This is a genomic window from Paractinoplanes lichenicola, from assembly GCF_016785085.1.
Lineage (GTDB): Bacteria > Actinomycetota > Actinomycetes > Mycobacteriales > Micromonosporaceae > Actinoplanes > Actinoplanes lichenicola.
Window position 1 is genome coordinate 510,512 of record NZ_JAENHO010000006.1, and the last position, 14,517, is coordinate 525,028.

The 14,517-nt window shown below is 70.3% G+C and carries 15 protein-coding genes; 6 read left to right on the forward strand and 9 right to left on the reverse strand.

Features of this window, described 5'->3' with window-relative positions; genetic code table 11:
• Positions 1 to 14: 14 nt before the first annotated feature.
• Entirely contained in the window at positions 15 to 1,160 is a 1,146-nt protein-coding gene (nhaA, locus tag JKJ07_RS23495; RefSeq protein ID WP_202994036.1) for a Na+/H+ antiporter NhaA, read from the reverse strand.
• Between the two features lie 114 nt (positions 1,161 to 1,274).
• Here nhaA and JKJ07_RS23500 point away from each other — a divergent pair, with 114 nt between their 5' ends.
• Both JKJ07_RS23500 and JKJ07_RS23505 read left to right on the forward strand, forming a co-directional pair.
• Positions 1,275 to 2,420, forward strand: coding sequence for a hypothetical protein (locus tag JKJ07_RS23500; protein WP_202993844.1), 1,146 nt, complete (start codon positions 1,275 to 1,277; stop codon positions 2,418 to 2,420).
• Between the two features lie 4 nt (positions 2,421 to 2,424).
• A complete protein-coding gene (locus JKJ07_RS23505) occupies positions 2,425 to 3,126 on the forward strand; it encodes a LamG domain-containing protein (RefSeq protein WP_307834367.1) in 702 nt (233 codons plus the stop codon).
• Here the strand turns inward: JKJ07_RS23505 and JKJ07_RS23510 are convergent.
• Genes JKJ07_RS23510 through JKJ07_RS23545 form a run of 8 tightly spaced genes read right to left on the reverse strand, consistent with a single transcriptional unit; the run spans position 3,123 to position 12,043 of the window.
• On the reverse strand, positions 3,123 to 3,686 hold the full coding sequence (locus tag JKJ07_RS23510) for a DUF1707 SHOCT-like domain-containing protein (protein WP_307834368.1): 564 nt from the start codon (positions 3,684 to 3,686) through the stop codon (positions 3,123 to 3,125). The two genes, JKJ07_RS23505 and JKJ07_RS23510, sit on opposite strands and share 4 nt — an antisense overlap.
• 10 nt (positions 3,687 to 3,696) lie before the next feature.
• A complete protein-coding gene (locus tag JKJ07_RS23515) occupies positions 3,697 to 4,488 on the reverse strand; it encodes an SAM-dependent methyltransferase (RefSeq protein ID WP_202993845.1) in 792 nt (263 codons plus the stop codon).
• A 45-nt stretch (positions 4,489 to 4,533) separates the two neighbouring features.
• On the reverse strand, positions 4,534 to 5,949 hold the full coding sequence (locus JKJ07_RS23520; protein WP_202993846.1) for an L-fucose/L-arabinose isomerase family protein: 1,416 nt from the start codon (positions 5,947 to 5,949) through the stop codon (positions 4,534 to 4,536).
• Positions 5,946 to 6,542, reverse strand: a complete 597-nt coding sequence (locus tag JKJ07_RS23525; protein ID WP_202993847.1) for a LutC/YkgG family protein — start codon at positions 6,540 to 6,542, stop codon at positions 5,946 to 5,948. Before JKJ07_RS23525 ends, JKJ07_RS23520 begins: the two co-directional genes overlap by 4 nt.
• Complete coding sequence (locus JKJ07_RS23530) at positions 6,539 to 7,948, reverse strand: LutB/LldF family L-lactate oxidation iron-sulfur protein (protein ID WP_202993848.1); 1,410 nt, start codon at positions 7,946 to 7,948, stop codon at positions 6,539 to 6,541. Before JKJ07_RS23530 ends, JKJ07_RS23525 begins: the two co-directional genes overlap by 4 nt.
• Entirely contained in the window at positions 7,945 to 8,682 is a 738-nt protein-coding gene (locus JKJ07_RS23535; protein WP_202993849.1) for a (Fe-S)-binding protein, read from the reverse strand. The genes JKJ07_RS23530 and JKJ07_RS23535 overlap by 4 nt, the downstream gene beginning before the upstream one ends.
• A 5-nt stretch (positions 8,683 to 8,687) precedes the next feature.
• Positions 8,688 to 10,013 carry a rhamnulokinase gene (locus tag JKJ07_RS23540; protein ID WP_202993850.1) on the reverse strand — a complete coding sequence of 442 codons (1,326 nt, stop codon included), beginning with the start codon at positions 10,011 to 10,013 and terminating at the stop codon, positions 8,688 to 8,690.
• The gene (locus JKJ07_RS23545; protein WP_202993851.1) at positions 10,013 to 12,043 is read right to left on the reverse strand and encodes a bifunctional aldolase/short-chain dehydrogenase; all 2,031 of its coding nucleotides are present in this window, start codon (positions 12,041 to 12,043) and stop codon (positions 10,013 to 10,015) included. The genes JKJ07_RS23540 and JKJ07_RS23545 overlap by 1 nt, the downstream gene beginning before the upstream one ends.
• A gap of 410 nt (positions 12,044 to 12,453) precedes the next feature.
• Here JKJ07_RS23545 and JKJ07_RS23550 point away from each other — a divergent pair, with 410 nt between their 5' ends.
• From JKJ07_RS23550 to JKJ07_RS23565, 4 genes are read left to right on the forward strand one after another with little or no spacing between them, the layout of a single operon-like run.
• Positions 12,454 to 12,825: a hypothetical protein gene (locus JKJ07_RS23550; RefSeq protein ID WP_202993852.1), complete on the forward strand. Its 372-nt coding sequence runs from the start codon at positions 12,454 to 12,456 to the stop codon at positions 12,823 to 12,825.
• Positions 12,822 to 13,268 carry a hypothetical protein gene (locus tag JKJ07_RS23555; RefSeq protein WP_202993853.1) on the forward strand — a complete coding sequence of 149 codons (447 nt, stop codon included), beginning with the start codon at positions 12,822 to 12,824 and terminating at the stop codon, positions 13,266 to 13,268. Before JKJ07_RS23550 ends, JKJ07_RS23555 begins: the two co-directional genes overlap by 4 nt.
• Positions 13,269 to 13,273: 5 nt before the next feature.
• Positions 13,274 to 13,891, forward strand: a complete 618-nt coding sequence (locus JKJ07_RS23560) for a hypothetical protein (RefSeq protein ID WP_202993854.1) — start codon at positions 13,274 to 13,276, stop codon at positions 13,889 to 13,891.
• 42 nt (positions 13,892 to 13,933) lie between these two features.
• Positions 13,934 to 14,344: a roadblock/LC7 domain-containing protein gene (locus tag JKJ07_RS23565; RefSeq protein WP_202993855.1), complete on the forward strand. Its 411-nt coding sequence runs from the start codon at positions 13,934 to 13,936 to the stop codon at positions 14,342 to 14,344.
• Positions 14,345 to 14,517: the final 173 nt, after the last annotated feature.

The window sequence follows — 14,517 nt, forward strand, 5'->3', positions numbered from 1 at the left end:
CGCCACACGGCGAGCTAATCGACGATGCCCCGGGCGTCTTGAGATTTCCGGTAGTGCCGGTCGCGGGAGCGGAGCAGTGCGGTTGCGCCGACGGCCGCGATCAGCGAGCCGAGCAGCACGCCGACCTTCGGTTCGGGGGCCGCGCCGAAGGCGAGCTCGCCGATCAGCAGCGACACCGTGAACCCGATCCCGCCCAGCATGGCCAGGCCCAGCAGGTCGAGCCAGGAGACCCCGCGCGGCAGCTCGGCCCCGGTGAAACGCTGCACCAGCCAGGTCGCGCCGGTGATGCCGATCGTCTTGCCGAGCACCAGCCCGGCCACGATGCCGATCGTGACCGGGTCGAGCAGCGCGGCCCCGAAGTCGCCGCCGACCGTGACGCCGGCCGCGAAGAACGCGAAGACCGGCACCGCGACGCCCGAGGAGAGCGGCCGCCACCAGTGCTCGAACGGCTCGGCCAGGGCGGCCCCGCGCACCGGCACGGTGAAGGCGAGCAACACCCCGGCCACCGTGGCATGCACGCCCGACTCGTGCATCAGCGCCCACGCGGCGATCGCCAGGGGCAGCAGGGCCCACCACGCCCGTACGCCGCGCTGGGTCAGCAAGCCGAACGCGGCGATCGGCAGCACGGCGAGCAGCAGCGCGACCAGGTGCAGGGTCGACGTGTAGAAGACCGCGATCACGGCGATCGCCAGCAGGTCGTCGACCACGGCCAGCGTCAGCAGGAAGAGCCGCAGCCCCGGTGGCAGGCTGCGGCCGACCACGGCCAGCACGGCCAGGGCGAAGGCGATGTCGGTGGCGGTCGGGATCGCCCAGCCGCGCACGCCGTCGCCCCCGGCCGCCAGATTGATCACCGTGTAGAGCAGGGCCGGCACGATCATGCCGCCGACCGCCGCCGCCACCGGCAGCGTGGCCCGCCGCGGGTCGCGCAGGTCGCCGACGACCAGTTCGCGCTTGAGCTCGAGCCCGGCCACGAAGAAGAAGATCGCCAGCAGCCCGTCGGAGGCCCACTTGGCGACGGTCAGCCCCAGCTCCGCGTTCGCCAGCGCGTGATAACCGCCCGACCAGGGCGAATTCGCCCAGACCAGGGCGGTGAAGGCGGCCCCCAGCAGCAGGAAGCCGGCGGTGGTGTCGCTGCGCAGGGCAGCGGCGATGCGGGTGATCACGGGCGTCTCCAGGGGTCGGCGAAGCGATCGCCGACCAGACTTCCCGGCACACCGTCACCCACCCTACCGATAAATCGCGTTGCCCTTCGGCGCGAGGCGCGTTGACACGGCGTGCGTATCTCAGAGCATGTACGCCGCGCCCTCGCGGCCGGTGTCGCGATCCTCGCCGTGTGCGCCACCGCCCAGCCCGCCCGGGCGGTTGTCGGCACGAGCGCGGCCCGGACGGCGCCCTCGTTCAACGGGTCGGTCTACGCGATCGCATACCGCGGCGACACCGTTTACGTCGGCGGCTCCTTCACCCGCATGACGATCGAGGGGCGCACGGTCACCCGCAACCGGCTGGCCGCCTTCTCGGGACGCACCGGCAAGCTGCTCGACTGGGCCCCGTCGGCCGACGACACCGTACGGGCCATCGCGGTCGTCCCCGGCCACGTCTACGTGGGCGGCGACTTCGACGAGGTCAACGGCGAGGAGCGCGAATCGATCGCCCGGATCGACGGGGGCACCGGCGCCACCGGCTCGTTCGAGCACAGCATCTCCGGCGGTGTGCGGGCGCTCGCGGTCGGTCACGGGCGGCTGTACGCGGCCGGGACGATCAGCGCGGTCGACGGCGACGACCGGGGCCACGTGGCCGCGTTCTCGCTGGCCGACGGCGAGGTCGACGACGACTGGACGCCGGCGACCGACGGGATGGTCAACGCCCTCGCCGTACGGGGAAACCGGGTTTATCTGGGTGGCAGTTTCCGGGAGATCGACGGCGTGACCACGGCCCGCCGGCTCGCCGCGGTGCGGGCCGGCAGCGGCGAGGTCGACCGGGCCTTCCGCGCGTCGGCCCCCGCGCTCGTGCACGCCCTGGCCGTCGACGACTCCGGGGTCTACGCGGCGATGGGCGGCGCGGGCGGGCGCGCGGCGGCCTACTCGACGAGCGGGCGGAACCGCTGGACGCGGGTCTTCGACGGCGACGCGCAGGCGATCGCGGTGCTCGGCGGAGTCGCCTACGTCGGCGGCCACTTCGACCGGGCCTGCGCCAACGGCGACGACGCGGACAACGGCGAATGCGACGCGGGCTCGGTGGCCCGGGTCAAGCTGGCCGCGGTCGAGCGCGACGGCTCGCTCAGCCGGTGGGCGCCGCAGGCCAACGGCGTGGTCGGCGTGCGCGCCCTGGCCGTGGACCCGAACCGGGGCACGGTGGCCGCGGGCGGCGACTTCACCACGATCGGCGGGCAGGCGCAGAGGCGCTACGCGTCGTTCGGGTGATCCGGTGTTCCGACGCGTCCTCCTCTGCGCCCTGTCGCTGGTCGTCGCGGGCACGGCGACCGCCGCCGCGGCCCGGCCCACCGGCACGGCCCGCTACGACTTCGACGGGCCGGCGCCGCTGGCCGACGTCACCGGGCACGGCCACGACCTGAGCCCCGTCAGCCGAAACGGCGGCACCTTCCGCACGGTCCCCCACAACGGCGGGACGGCGCTGGCCTTCCCGCCGCCCTGTCAGAAGGAGCCCTGCCCGCGGATCGCCCTGCGCGCGCCGGCCACGTCGCAGCTCAACCCCGGGCGGCGGCCGATCCGGTTCGGCGCGGCGGTGCGGCTGGCCGCCGACCAGACCACCAAGGGCGAGAACGTGCTGCAGAAGGGCTACTCCATCCGGGGCAGCCAGTACAAACTGCAGATCGACGGGCTGGCCGGCCGGCCCAGCTGTGTGCTGGTCGACGATCGCCGGCCCGACATCCACGCGGCGATCAGCAGCGTGGGCGTGGCCGACGACAACTGGCACACGCTGGAGTGCCGGCGCCGCGGCCCGCGCCTGACGATCCTGGTCGACGACGTGCCGCGCGGCCGGGCCACCCTGCCCGCCGACCTGTCGGTGAGCAACCGCATCCCGTTCAGCCTCGGCGGCAAGGGCTCGTTCGCCGACAACGACCAATTCCAGGGGATGCTGGACGACGTCTGGGTGGAGATCAGCTAGGCGGGAGGCAGCCGGTACGGCCGGGAGACGACCTCGACGTTGCTGAACCAGCTCGTCAGGTGGATGCGGACCTCGGGCGTGCCGGCCACCCGGGGGACGGCGGCCAGGTGCATGTTGCGGCTGGAGAAGGCGACAGTGCCGCTCAGGTCGACCTCGACGCCCTCGGGGACGATCACCTTGAACTCGCCGAACAGGCTGGTGCCGGCGATCTCGATGACGTCCTCGCCGGTGAGCACCTCACGCAGGTCGAGCTCGGTCGAGCCGAACATCGTGAACACCTTGAGCCGGGGCGTGCGCAGCCGCCAGCGGCCCCGGCGCTTGTTCTCGCTGAAGATGGTGACGACCTGGTCGACCGTGCTGGCCGAGCCGACGATCGGCGTCCGGTCGAGCCCGGCGGTCGTCTGGGCCAGCTCCTCGGAGCTCTCGGCGGCCCAGACCGCGCCGACCCGCACGCTGAACTGCTCGAGCGTCAACCGGCCGTCGCCGGCCGCCTGCTGCAGCAGCTCGGCGGCACGCTCACGCTCGGGCTCGGACGGCGGCACTCGCATCGGTGTGGTCACTGGAGTGATCCTAGGACTTGCGGGCCACGACGCCGTAGACCGCGACCTCGCTCGGGGCCGGCCGGGGCTCGGGTTCGCCCTCGGCCCGCCACTCGCTGACCGGCACGATGCCCGGCTCGAGCACCTCGAGCCCCTCGACCAGCACCCCGACCTCGGCCGCGGTGCGCACGAACGCGTCGAGCTGGCCCCGCGCCATCAGGGCGGCGAACCGGGCCCGCGTCTCCTCGTCGGCGTAGTCGGCCGTGCCGTTGCTGATCGCCACGTAGCTGCCAACGGGCAGCGCGTCGAGCAGGGTGCGCACGATGCGGGCGGCCTCGGCGGTGTCCTGAATGAAGTGCAGCACCGCGATGAGCATGACGGCGACCGGCTGCCCCAGATCGAGGACCTCGCGCAGCGCGGGGTCGGCCAGGATCTTCTCGGGGTCGCGCAGGTCGGCCTCGATGTACGCCGTGCGGCCCTCGGGGGTGCTGGTCAGCAGCGCGCGCGCGTGCACCAGCACCATCGGGTCGTTGTCGACGTAGACGATCTTCGCGTCGGGCGTGATGCGCTGCGCCACCTCGTGCGTGTTGTTCGCCGTCGGCAGGCCGGTGCCGACGTCGAGGAACTGCCGGATGCCGGCCTCCGCCGCGAGGTAGGTGACCGCGCGGCGGAGGAAGCCGCGATTTTCGACCGCGGTGATCCGGATCGTCGGGAAGTTCTTGGCGATCAGGTCGCCCGATTCACGATCGACGGCGAAGTTGTCCTTGCCGCCGAGCCAGTAGTTGTAGCGGCGGGCGGAGTGCACTCGCGTCTCGTCGACCATCGTCGAAGTCTAATCCAAAGTGGATCAACGTTGGGGGCGCTTGTTTCAAACTTGGCGGAAATCGATGCCCAACAGCGAGGCGGCCGCCCGGTAATCGGCCGCGCGGTGCCCGAGCGAGAGCGACCAGTGGTGACCGACCCCGGAGGCGCTCCAGTCGTCGACCCACTCGCCGGGGTCGCGGCCGAAATCGACCCGGCTCGTGGTGTTGCCGATCGCCAGCAGCGGACCGTCGACCACGGTGCCCTCGCCCGCGATGAACGACAGCGAGCCGTCCCGATCCTGGCCCAGGCCGAGCAGGGTGACCGGCCCCGGGCGTACGTCGAACTCGACCGACACGCCCCAGCCGCGCTTGCCGTGATAGACACCGAGACCGCGCAGCAACGGCTGTTTCGCGCTGACAGCCAGGTGGGCCGGGCCGTCGTGCCCCATCTCGACCACGTTGTCCTCGAAGTTCAAGGCCTGGATCTCGCAGAACGATCCGCCCGCCCCGGCGACCTGGGTGGCCAGCTGGGCCACGGTCGTCCGCAGCTCGTATTCGCCGGTGGCCGGGATGCCCCGCGCGGTCAGCAGCGACGCGCCCAGAATCATGCCGGCGCCCAGCCGCTCGTGCTGCTCGCCGGCCAGCCCGCGGTGGTAATAGGCCAGGCTGTCCAGGTCGAAGTCGTCGGCCAGCCGGTCCAGGCCGACCGAGACGCGGGCGCCCCAGGCGAAGTCCTCCTCCTTGACCGAGTCGTCCAGCACGAAGATCTTGCGGGCCAGGTCCATCCGCTCGGCCACCTCGTCGTCGGTCACGGCCAGGGTGCGCTCGCGCAGATCGTCGAACTCGAGCACCTCGACGTGGGAGCCGAACGTGGTGGGCAGCAGCGTCAGGTCGGTCGAGACGTCGAGCATGCCGGGATAGAGATGGCCCATCAGCCCGTGCCGCGCCTCGCGCAGCGCCGCCCGTACGCGGGCCGCAGTGATCCACTGCGAGATGCGCGCCCACGCCGACTCCTGCCGCAGCCAGCCGGTGACCGACCGGAACGGGATGCCGGCCCGGCGGAACAGGTTGCCGACCTCGGGCACCGGGCACTGCCCGCAGTAGGCCAGCCACGAGCCGGTGTCGAAGGAGGCGTGGTCCATCTTCTCGGTCGGCTGCAGGTCGATGACCAGCACCGGGCTGCCGGCCCGCTGGGCGATCGGCAGCACCATCGAGGAGGTGAGATAGGTGGTCAGGAACAGCACGATCAGGTCGCAGTCGGCCCGGCGCAGCTGCTCGGCGGCGGCCGTGCCCTCCTGCGCGTCCGAGATGAAGCCGACGTCGGTGACCTCGGCGTCCATCTCCTGAAAGCGCTCGGAGACATAGCGCGCGGATTCCTGCAGCTGGGGCAGCAGGTGCGGGAACTGCGGCCAGTACGTGCCGAGGCCACCGGCCACGAGCCCGATGCGGATCTTCCGGCGGGGTTTGGGGGTCAGGATCACGCTGTCTCCTCTACGAGGACGATGTGGAGGTTGCGGGGGCCGTGCACCCCCTCGACGCGGTTGAGCTCGATGTCGCTGGTCGCGGACGGGCCGCTGATCCAGGTCAGCGGGCGGCCGGGGGTCAGCCGGGCGATGGCCTCGGGCACCGACGCGACCACCTGGTCGGGGCGCAGCACGCAGATGTGCAGGTCGGGCAGGAGGGAGAGGATGCGGCGGCCCTGATCCTCTCCGGCATCCAGAACGATTGTGCCGGTCTCGACCACTGCCACCGCGGCCGCCGTCACCACGCCGTCGGCGGCGGCGATCTGGTCCTGACTCAAACCGTCGTCTCGGATAAAACGGACATTCCGCAGCCACGAATCGGGGAGGCTCGGTGGCACCACCACCGCTCCATCGCCGACGATCCGCTTTATCGTGTCCGAAATATCGGATGTGCGATGGACGACGGCCTTGTAGTCGATCAGCCGCTCGACCAGCAGGTCAAGATCCACGGGCGCCTCGCCGCGCCGATAGTCACGCGGGATCTCGGGCTGCTCCGGGGACTCCCCCAGCGCCTCCCGGATCCGCCGCAGAATCAGGTTCTTGCTGCTCATCGCCCTCGCCACCAATCCCGGAACGACTCGGCCGGCGGCTCGGGCAGATCACGGCTGGCCGCCCATCCGTTCAGCGGCGGTGGCAACCCCCGCCCGCGTTTGCCGAGCAGTTTCGACAGCTTGGCCGCCCGCTGCGCCCGCTCGTAGAGCTTCGGCCGGTCCATCGTGTACGCCGCCGCGGCCATCGCCGCCTTCTCCGACCGCGGATGCGGGGCCTGGTTGCGCAGGTGCACGAGGATCGACGGGATATCGATCTTGACCGGGCACGCGTCGAAGCAGGCGCCGCACAGCGACGACGCGTACGGGAGGGACGCGTTGTCCTCGACGCCGGTGAGCTGCGGCGAGAGCACCGCGCCGATCGGGCCGGGATAGACCGAGCCGTACGCGTGCCCGCCGGTCCGCTCATAGACCGGGCACACGTTGAGGCAGGCCGAGCAGCGGATGCAGTGCAGCGCCTGCCGGCCCACCTCGTCGGCCAGCACCGCCGTACGCCCGTTGTCGAGCAGCACAAGGTGGAAGCTCTGCGGCCCGTCGCCGGGCGTGACCCCGGTCCACATCGACGTGTACGGGTTCATCCGCTCGCCGGTCGACGCGCGCGGCAGCAGTTGCAGGAACACCTCGAGGTCCTGCCACGCCGGGACGACCTTCTCGATGCCCATCACGGTGATCAGCGTGTCGGGCAGGGTCAGGCACATCCGGCCGTTGCCCTCCGACTCGACCACCGCCAGCGTGCCGGTCTCGGCGATCCCGAAATTCGCGCCGGAGACGGCCACCTTGGTCGACAGGAACGTCTCGCGCAGGTAGCGCCGCGCGGCCCCGGCCAGGTCGGGCGGGTTGTCGGTCAGCTCCGGGTCGACGCCGGGCATCTCGCGCAGGAAGATCTCGCGGATCTCGGAGCGGTTGCGGTGGATCGCCGGCACCAGGATGTGCGACGGCTTGTCGTGGCCCAGCTGCACGATGAGCTCGGCCAGGTCGGTCTCGACCGGGGTGATCCCGGCGTCCTCCAGGGCCTCGTTGAGCCCGATCTCCTGGGTGGCCATCGACTTGACCTTGATGACCCGCTGCTCGCCGGTCTGCCGCACGAGGTCGGTGACGATCCGGTTGGCCTCGGTGGCGTCGGCCGCCCAGTGCACCACCCCACCCGCGGCGGTCACTCTCTCTTCCAGCTGTTCGAGCAGCCGGGGCAGATTCGCCATCGTGTACGCCTTGAGGGCCGACCCCGCCGAGCGCAGCTCCTGCCAGTCCGGCAGCTCCGCGATCACCCGGCCCGACTTGCCCCGGATGGTAGTGGTGGCGTGCTGCAGGTTGCGGCGCAGCTGCGGGTTGGCCAGCGCGACCTTCGCGGCGGCGGGGAACGGCTCGTCACCCCGCAGGTGCCCGACGCCCTTGGGTGCGTGCGTGCTCATGCCGTCGCCTCCGTACTCGCCAGGATCTCCGCCAGGTGGACCGTTTTCACGCCCGTACGCAGCCGGGACAGCCCGCCGCCGATGTGCATCAGGCACGACGCGTCGCCGGCGGTGCAGACGTCGGCCCCGGTGTCGAGCACGTGCCGCATCTTGTCGGCGAGCATGGCCGTCGACGTGTCCGCATTCTTCACCGAGAACGTGCCGCCGAACCCGCAGCACTGCTCGGCCTGCGGCAGCTCGACCAGGTCGAGCCCGCGCACCTGGCGCAGCAGCCGCAGCGGGCGGTCGCCGACCCGCAGCACCCGCAGCGAGTGGCAGGTCGGGTGATAGGTGACCCGGTGCGGGTAGTAGGCGCCGACGTCCTCGATCTTGAGCACGTCGATGAGCAGCTCGGACAGCTCGTACGTGCGGCTCGCGACCGCCTCGGCCCGGGACGCCAGGCCCTCCTGCCCGGCCTGGCGAGCGACCGTCGCGTGCTGGTGACGGATCGAACCCACGCAACTGCCCGAGGGGGCCACCACCACGTCACACGGCTCGAAGGTGCGCACGTATCGACGTACGAGGGGAAGTGCCTCTTTTTGATACCCCGTGTTGACGTGCATCTGGCCGCAGCAGGTCTGCTCGGGCGGGAAGACGACCTCGTGGCCGAGCCGTTCGAGCAGCTGGACGGTCGCCTTGGCCGCCGCGGGAAACATCGTGTCGGCCAGGCAGGTGGCGAACAACGCTATACGCACCGGTTTTACCTCCTCGCGGGGTCGTACCGGACCACCTGCTGAGTGTCGCGCAGAACCGAGCGCAGCGCCGCCAGGTCGCCCTCGATCACCCCGGCCGCGCGCGCCTGCACCAGCAGGTTGCCGAGCGCGGTGGCCTCGACCGGACCGGCCAGCACGGGCAGGCCGCACGCGTCCGCGGTGAGCTGGCAGAGCAGCTCGTTGCGGGCGCCGCCGCCGACGATGTGCACCGCGTCGACGTGCCGGCCGGAGAGCTCCTGCGCCTGCTCGATCGCCTTGCGGTGAGCGACCGCCAGACTGTCCACGATGCACCGGGTGAGCAGGGCCGGGCTCGCGTCGGCGGGCAACCCGGCCGCCCTGGCCACCCGATGGGCCATATTGCCGGGCGGCATAAAGCTCGGATCATCGATGTCGATGACCACCGGTTTCTCGCGCGAAGCTCGCCGCAGAAGGTCGCCGATGTCGGGCGAGCCCCATTCGCGCATGCATTCCTGCAGCGGCCAGAGCCCCATCACATTGCGCAGATAGCGGATCGTGCCGTCGACGCCGCCCTCGTTGGTGAAGTTGGCCTTTCGCGATTCCGCGCTCAGCACCGGACTTCCCAGCTCGAGCCCGACCAACGACCACGTGCCGCAGGAGATGTACGCGAAATTCTCCCCGGCGGCCGGCACTCCCACGACCGCCGACGCGGTGTCATGCGACCCGACCGCCACGACTTTCGCCTTTCCATACTCCCCGATCGTCTCGCCCGGTTGGCGGATCGGCGGCAGGCTCAGCCCCAAGCCCGAGGTCAAAGGCGCAGACCATTCCCGCGTACGCACGTCGAGCAAGCCGGTCGTCGACGCGTTGGTGTATTCGGCGCCGTTCTCGCCGGTCAGCCAATAGGCCAGCAGATCGGGGATGAGCAGCAGCTGCCGGGCGATCGCGAACTGCGGGCTCGCTTGTGCGGCAGCCAGCTGATAGATCGTGTTGAACGGCAGTTTCTGCAGGCCGTTGATCTCGTAGAGCTGCTCGTCGGAGATGTCGAGACGCACATTGTCGGTGCGGCTGTCGCGATAGTGCACGGGGTTGCCGAGCAGGGCGCCGCTCGCGTCGAGCAGGCCGTAGTCGACCGCCCAGGAGTCGATGCCGATGCTGTCGACCGGGCCCGCCTTCTCGAGTCCTTCTCGTAACTCGCGATAGAGGCCCAAGATGTCCCAGTGCAAACTTTGGGTGCGCACCGGCTCGTTGGCGAAACGGTGCGTTTCTTCCAGCTTGATGCCTTTTTCGTGGACGCGGCCGACCATGACGCGCCCGCTGGACGCGCCGAGGTCGACCGCGGCAAAGGTCTTCATCACCGGAGGAAGGCCGCGGCCACGCCGGCGTCGACCGGGATGTGCAGGCCGGTCGTGTGGGTGAGGTCGCCGCCGGTCAGCGCGAACACCGCGTTGGCCACGTGCTCGGGCAGCACCTCGCGCTTGAGCAGGGTGCGCTGCGCGTAGTACTCGCCCAGCTTCTCCTCCGGCACGCCGTAGACCGCGGCCCGCTTGGCGCCCCAGCCGCCCGCGAAGATCCCGGACCCCCGTACGACGCCGTCGGGGTTGATGCCGTTGACCCGGACGCCGTGGGCGCCCAGCTCGGCGGCGAGCAGGCGGACCTGGTGGGCCTGGTCGGCCTTGGTCGCGCCGTACGCGACGTTGTTGGGGCCGGCGAAGATCGAGTTCTTGCTGGAGATGTAGATGATGTCGCCGCCCAGGCCCTGCGCGACCAGGACGCGGGCGGTCTCGCGGGACACCAGGAACGAGCCCTTGGCCATCACGTCGTGCTGCAGATCCCAGTCCTGCTCGGTCGTCTCGAGCAGCGGCTTCGAGATCGACAGGCCGGCGTTGTTCACCACCAGGTCGACGCCGCCGAACCGTTTTACTGCCTCTTGCAGGGAGGCTTTGATCGAGTCGGCGCTGGTCACATCCGCGGTCACGGCGAGGGCGACATCGCTGCCGCCGATCTCGTCCGCTGTCCTTTTTGCGGCTTCCGCGTCCCGGTCGGCTACGACTACACAGGCACCCTCAGCCGCGAGCCGCAGGGCGATCGCGCGGCCGATGCCCGAGCCGCCGCCGGTCACGTACGCGATGCGGGTCGCCAGCGGCTTCGGCTTGGGCATGCGCTGGAGCTTGGCCTCCTCGAGCGCCCAATATTCGATGCGGAACTTCTCGGCCTCGTCGATCGGCGCGTACGTCGACACCGACTCGGCGCCGCGCATCACGTTGATCGCGTTGACGTAGAACTCGCCGGCCACCCGCGCGGTCTGCTTGTTGGCGCCGAACGAGAACATGCCCACGCCGGGCACCAGCACGATAGCCGGGTCGGCGCCGCGGATGGCCGGGCTGTCCGCGGTGGCATGCCGGTCGTAGTAGCCGCGGTAGTCCGCGCGATAGGCCGCGTGCAACTCCTTGGCCCGGGCCACGACCTCGTCGAGCGGGGCACCGGGGGCGGTGTCGAGCACCATCGGCTTGACCTTCGTACGCAGGAAGTGGTCGGGGCAGGAGGTGCCCTTCTCGGCCAGCTCGCCGAGCCGCTCACTGTTCACGAAGTCGAGGACGACGTCACTGTCCGTGTAGTGACCGATCTGTACGCGATCGGTCGAGGCGAGGCCGCGCAGAACCGGGAAGAGGGCCGCCGCGCGCTCGTGTCGCTCCGTTTCGGACAGAGACTCGTGCACCTTGTCGCCGAACGGTGCCGGGCGGCCGTTCTGCTCCAGATAGCGCGCGGCCTTCTCGATGATCTCGACCGAGTGGCGCTCGCACTCCTCGCTGGTCGCACCCCACGCCGTGATCCCGTGGCCGCCCAGGACGACGCCGATGGCCTGCGGGTTGGCCTGCTGCACGGCGGCGATGTCGAGCCCGAGCTGGAAGCCGGGACGCCGCCACGGCACCCAGAGCACCCGGTCGCCGAAGATCTCCTTGGTCAGCGCCGGCCCATCGGCCGCCGTGGCGATCGCGATGCCGGAGTCGGGGTGCAGGTGGTCGACGTGCGCGACGTCGACCAGCCCGTGCATCGCGGTGTCGATCGACGGGGCCGCCCCGCCCCGGCCATGCAGGCAATAGTCGAACGCGGCGACCATCTCGTCCTCGCGCTCGACGCCCGGGTAGGTGCGGGTGAGGGCCCGCAGCCGGTCCAGCCGGAGCACGGCGAGGCCCTTCTCGGTGAGGGTGCCGAGGTCGCCGCCGGAGCCCTTGACCCACAGCAGATCGGCCGGCTCGCCGGTGACCGGGTCGATCTCGGCGCCCTTGGCCGAGGTGTTGCCGCCTGCGTAGTTGGTGTTGCGGGGATCGGCGCCCAGCCGGTTGCTGCGCTCGAGGAGGTCACGGACTGCGGGGTTCGTCATGGTGTCCTTCGCGCCCTTTTGTCGATCGCGTGAAACGTTTCATAGATTGCCGACAGGTTACGGCGCAGTCCCACCAGCGGTCAAGATGCTCAGCGTTCCCAGCCGTCGTTCAGCCGCCATACAGCACTCGACCTGCGAGTACATGAAAGGCCACGAACCGTTGCGCCACTCCGTTTTTGTTGGGCATGATGCATCGTGTCCATCGGACGAAACGGTCACATCCGTGCCGTTCGGCCGACCCCCGAAGGGGTCGTCCGATCATGCGACCGCGATCTTCGGTCTGACCTGCACGGATTGCTCGCCTCATCACTGCTCAACGCCTGCCCGACGTGCCAAGGTTGGCGCCGATAATCCTCACGGGTCCCGACCTCGTGACCGAAAGTAACGGCACACGAGAAGGAGGAAGAACAATGGCGAACATCGAGACTTCCCTCAAGGAAGCCATGACGATCGAGGGCGCGATCGGCGTTGCCCTCGTCGACTACACCAGCGGCCTGACGCTCGGTGTCATGGGTGGCGGCCTGAACATGGACATGAACATCGCCGCCGCCGGCAACACCGACGTGATCCGGGCCAAGGTCCGCACGCTCGAGATGCTCGGCCTGGCCGACTCGATCGAGGACATCCTGATCACCCTCGACAGCCAGTACCACCTGATCCGCCTGCTCCAGGGTCGCGGCAACGAGGCGTTCTTCATGTACCTGGCGCTGAACAAGAACCGGGCGAACCTGGGCCTGGCCCGGCACCAGCTGCGTAAGATCGAATCGGAGCTCGACGTATGACAGCCGTTGACGACACCGGACTCGGCATCCGGAGCACCACCCAGCTGATCGGCGACGCCGTGAAGCAGTTCCGCGCCCAGGTGCCCGAGTGCGTCGGGGCCGGCCTGGTCGACATGTCCACCGGCATGCTCCTGGCCGTGGACACGCTCGACGAGCACCCCGGCGAGGTGCTGGACCTGCTCGCCGCGGCCACGTTCGACCTGTTCCAGGGGCGCAACGTAGTGATGATCGAGGACATCTTCAAGGCCCGCTACGGCGTGCTCGACGACCGCCACTACTTCCAGGAGTTCATGGCGCAGAGCGACTCGCACGTGCACGTCTTCCTGCGGAGCCACAACCAGGACATCGCCGCGGTCGTCGTCTCCCGCAAGACCGCGAACACGGGCATGATCCTGACGCAGTCCCGGCTCGTCATGAAGCAGCTGGACGCCGGCCTCAACTGATGATCGTGCCGCCGCTGACGGAGGCGCTGGGGATCCCCGGCGCCCACGCGGTGTCTCTGCTCGACCCCGAGGGTCCCAGAGTGCTGTGGTGGGCGGGTGAGACAGCGCCGACCGAACAAGAGTCCGCCGCCGCCGTCACGCTCGCCGCAGCGGCGGCAGGTCTCGTGCTGCTCGACGGGAACGGCGGCGACGAACTCAGCGACATCCTGCTCACCAGCGCCGACGCGTTCCACGTCGTGCGAGTGGTCGGCACGGAGGCGCCGCTCGTCGCCCACCTGACCCTGCGCCGGGCCGGCGCCAACCTGGCAATGGCCCGGCGGGAGTTCGATTCGATGCTGACGGCCTACGCGCGGGACCTCGCCCCCGCGTCCGCCACCCCACCGGCCCTCGGCTCCTCGCTCAACTTCGACCTCATCCCACCCGACCTCGGCGGCGGCACAGTCGACCTCAGCGACGCCATCCGGGTCCCCGACACACCCGAGGGACTGCTCCCCCGACGGAACCGTCTTGACCAGCACGAGACGGAGGACGAAGACTCCGACATGCTGAGCCTGCTGGGCCGGCCGTACGTCACGGACGACTCAGTGCTCGATCGCGTGTTGGTCGCCCTCCGCTCGCTGTAGCTCGCCACCCCTCCCGCAGGCCCCCCACACCTGGAGAAAGACGTGCAACCCTCCGACCCGTTCCAGGCCGTCCGCGCCGAGCTCGCCAACCTGCGGCACCAGGTCACCGGGGTGCGCGGCTGCGTCATCGCCGGTGTCGACGGCCTGCTGATCCTGCACGACTCGGTCTCCGGCCCCGAACCGCACGACATCGCGGCCCTGGCCGCGGGCGCGCACGGCATCAGCCGCACCTGCGGGGCGGCCCTCAGCCAGGGCACGTTCCAAGAGGTGACGATCCGCAACCAGGGCGGCTACCTCTCCGTCTATGCCGTGGGGGAGCTCGCCCTGCTGGCCGTGATCGGGGACAGCGGGCTGAACATCGCACGCTTGCACCTGGAGGCTCGGCCGGTCACCAGCCGGCTGGCCGGCCTGCTGCGCATCCAGACCGTGGAACACTCCGGCTACTTCGGCTGACGAGCGCCGTCGAGACTGACAACGGGCCTGCCGTGCGCTGACGCAGTCTGCCGAACGTTGTCGATCTTGTCACGCCGGGCGGATAGGGCCCACCCTCCACGGGGGTCCACCGCCACTGCCAATTATCCCGGAATTTGCTGATCAACGAGCACCGCAAGGCGCCGGCCTGTGGA

Bases quoted from the DNA above. Each gene is read 5' to 3' on its own strand.
- JKJ07_RS23555 (WP_202993853.1), top strand. From the start codon at position 12,822: ATGACAGCCGTTGACGACACCGGACTCGGCATCCGGAGCACCACCCAG.
- JKJ07_RS23530 (WP_202993848.1), bottom strand. From the start codon at position 7,948: ATGAGCACGCACGCACCCAAGGGCGTCGGGCACCTGCGGGGTGACGAG.
- JKJ07_RS23545 (WP_202993851.1), bottom strand. From the start codon at position 12,043: ATGACGAACCCCGCAGTCCGTGACCTCCTCGAGCGCAGCAACCGGCTG.
- JKJ07_RS23550 (WP_202993852.1), top strand. From the start codon at position 12,454: ATGGCGAACATCGAGACTTCCCTCAAGGAAGCCATGACGATCGAGGGC.
- JKJ07_RS23515 (WP_202993845.1), bottom strand. From the start codon at position 4,488: ATGGTCGACGAGACGCGAGTGCACTCCGCCCGCCGCTACAACTACTGG.
- JKJ07_RS23540 (WP_202993850.1), bottom strand. From the start codon at position 10,013: ATGAAGACCTTTGCCGCGGTCGACCTCGGCGCGTCCAGCGGGCGCGTC.
- JKJ07_RS23525 (WP_202993847.1), bottom strand. From the start codon at position 6,542: ATGAGCAGCAAGAACCTGATTCTGCGGCGGATCCGGGAGGCGCTGGGG.